This window comes from Microbacterium sp. ISL-103 (genome assembly GCF_018613995.1).
Lineage (GTDB): Bacteria > Actinomycetota > Actinomycetes > Actinomycetales > Microbacteriaceae > Microbacterium.
The window spans coordinates 1-1,684 of the sequence record NZ_JAGGPD010000194.1 but is presented as its reverse complement, the minus strand read 5'-3'; the positions used below and the strand labels follow the sequence as shown (position 1 = coordinate 1,684).

At 72.1% G+C, this 1,684-nt stretch carries 2 protein-coding genes; both read left to right on the top strand.

The window, feature by feature from the left end:
• A partial coding sequence (locus J7E68_RS08150) for a substrate-binding domain-containing protein (protein WP_215171563.1) occupies window positions 1–725 on the top strand: 725 nt, incomplete at its 5' end.
• A gap of 103 nt (window positions 726–828) precedes the next feature.
• Window positions 829–1,548: an L-ribulose-5-phosphate 4-epimerase gene (locus J7E68_RS08145; protein ID WP_215171561.1), complete on the top strand. Its 720-nt coding sequence runs from the start codon at window positions 829–831 to the stop codon at window positions 1,546–1,548.
• Window positions 1,549–1,684: the final 136 nt, after the last annotated feature.

Sequence of the window (1,684 nt, the reverse complement as noted above, 5' to 3'; positions counted from 1 at the left end):
CGCGCGAGGCCGGCTACTGGCTCAGCGCCGCGTTCGCGGATGCGGGAGATTCGGGGGCCGTCGTCGCCGCCGTCGACCATCTCGTCGGCCAGGGCGTCGAGGGCATCGTCGTCGTCGCTCCCCACGCGCGCACGCTCGAGGCGCTCGACGCGCTGCGCATCGGCGTGCCCGTGGTCACCCTGCACGCGGCCGATCGGGGCGCGCGCGGTCTGTCGATCGATCAGGAGGCGGGGGCGCGGCTCGCCGTCGCGGCGCTCGCCGATGCCGGTCACACCCGCATCGCGCACCTCGCGGGTCCTGCCGACTGGCTCGAGGCCGAATCGCGCGCCGAAGGGTTCGCCGCCGAGCTCGCCGCCCGCGGACTCGTGCCCGGGCCCGTGATCGAAGGCGACTGGACAGCCGGATCCGGCTATGCGGCCGTCGACGCCGTGCGGGCGTCGGGTGCGACCGCCGTGTTCGCCGCCAACGACCAGATGGCGCTGGGCCTGCTCGGCGGGTTGCACGAAGCGGGGCTCTCGGTGCCGGGCGATGTCAGCGTCGTGGGGTTCGACGACACCCCCGACTCGGCGTACTTCTGGCCGAAGCTCACCACCGTGCGGCAGGACTTCGACGAACTGGCGCATCGGGCGGTGGCTGCGGCGCTCGCCGGGGGAGCCCCGGCATCCGATCTCGCGCCGGTCGCTCCCGTGCTGGTGACGCGGGCTTCGGTGGCCCCTCCCCGCTGAGGCGACCGGCCGGCCGTCGAGCAGTGTCCCTTGACCGGCCCCGCGGGCTCGTGACACACTTCTGTGACCGGTCACAGTGACCACCGACGACCCTGAGGTACCCGTGAGCAACGAAGCCCCCGTCTTCTCCGCCGAGATCGACGCATCCATCGAGGCCGTCCGCGCAGACGTCGCCCGTCTGCACGGCGAACTCGTGCGCTACGACCTCATCGTCTGGACCGGCGGCAACGTCTCGGGCCGCGTGCCCGGCGCCGACCTGTTCGTGATCAAGCCGTCGGGCGTGAGCTACGACGACCTCACCCCCGAGAACATGATCCTCTGCGACCTCGACGGCGCGGTGATCCCCGGCACCCCCGGCAGCGAGCGCTCGCCCTCGAGCGACACCGCGGCCCACGCCTACGTCTACCGTCACATGCCCGAGGTCGGCGGCGTCGTGCACACGCACTCGACGTTCGCCGTCGCCTGGGCCGCCCGCGGCGAAGAGATCCCCTGCGTCATCACGGCCATGGCCGACGAGTTCGGTGGCCCGATCCCGGTCGGCCCGTTCGCGATCATCGGCGACGACTCGATCGGCCGCGGCATCGTGAAGACCCTGACCGGTCACCGCAGCCGCGCGGTGCTCATGCAGAACCACGGCCCGTTCACCATCGGAGTCGACGCGAAGGATGCCGTGAAGGCCGCCGTCATGGTCGAGGACGTCGCCCGCACCGTGCACTACGCCCGCGAGGCCGGGCCCCTCGTCCCGATTCCGCAGGAGGCCATCGACAGCCTCTTCACCCGCTACCAGAACGTCTACGGACAGAACTCGGACGCCCGACGATGAGCGACACGACCGGCACGCCCCGCACGACCACCCGCGACGACATCCTCGCCGGCCGCACGAGTCTCGGCATCGAGCTCGGCTCGACGCGCATCAAGGCGTGCCTGATCGGATCGGACGCCACCGAGGTGCTCGCCAC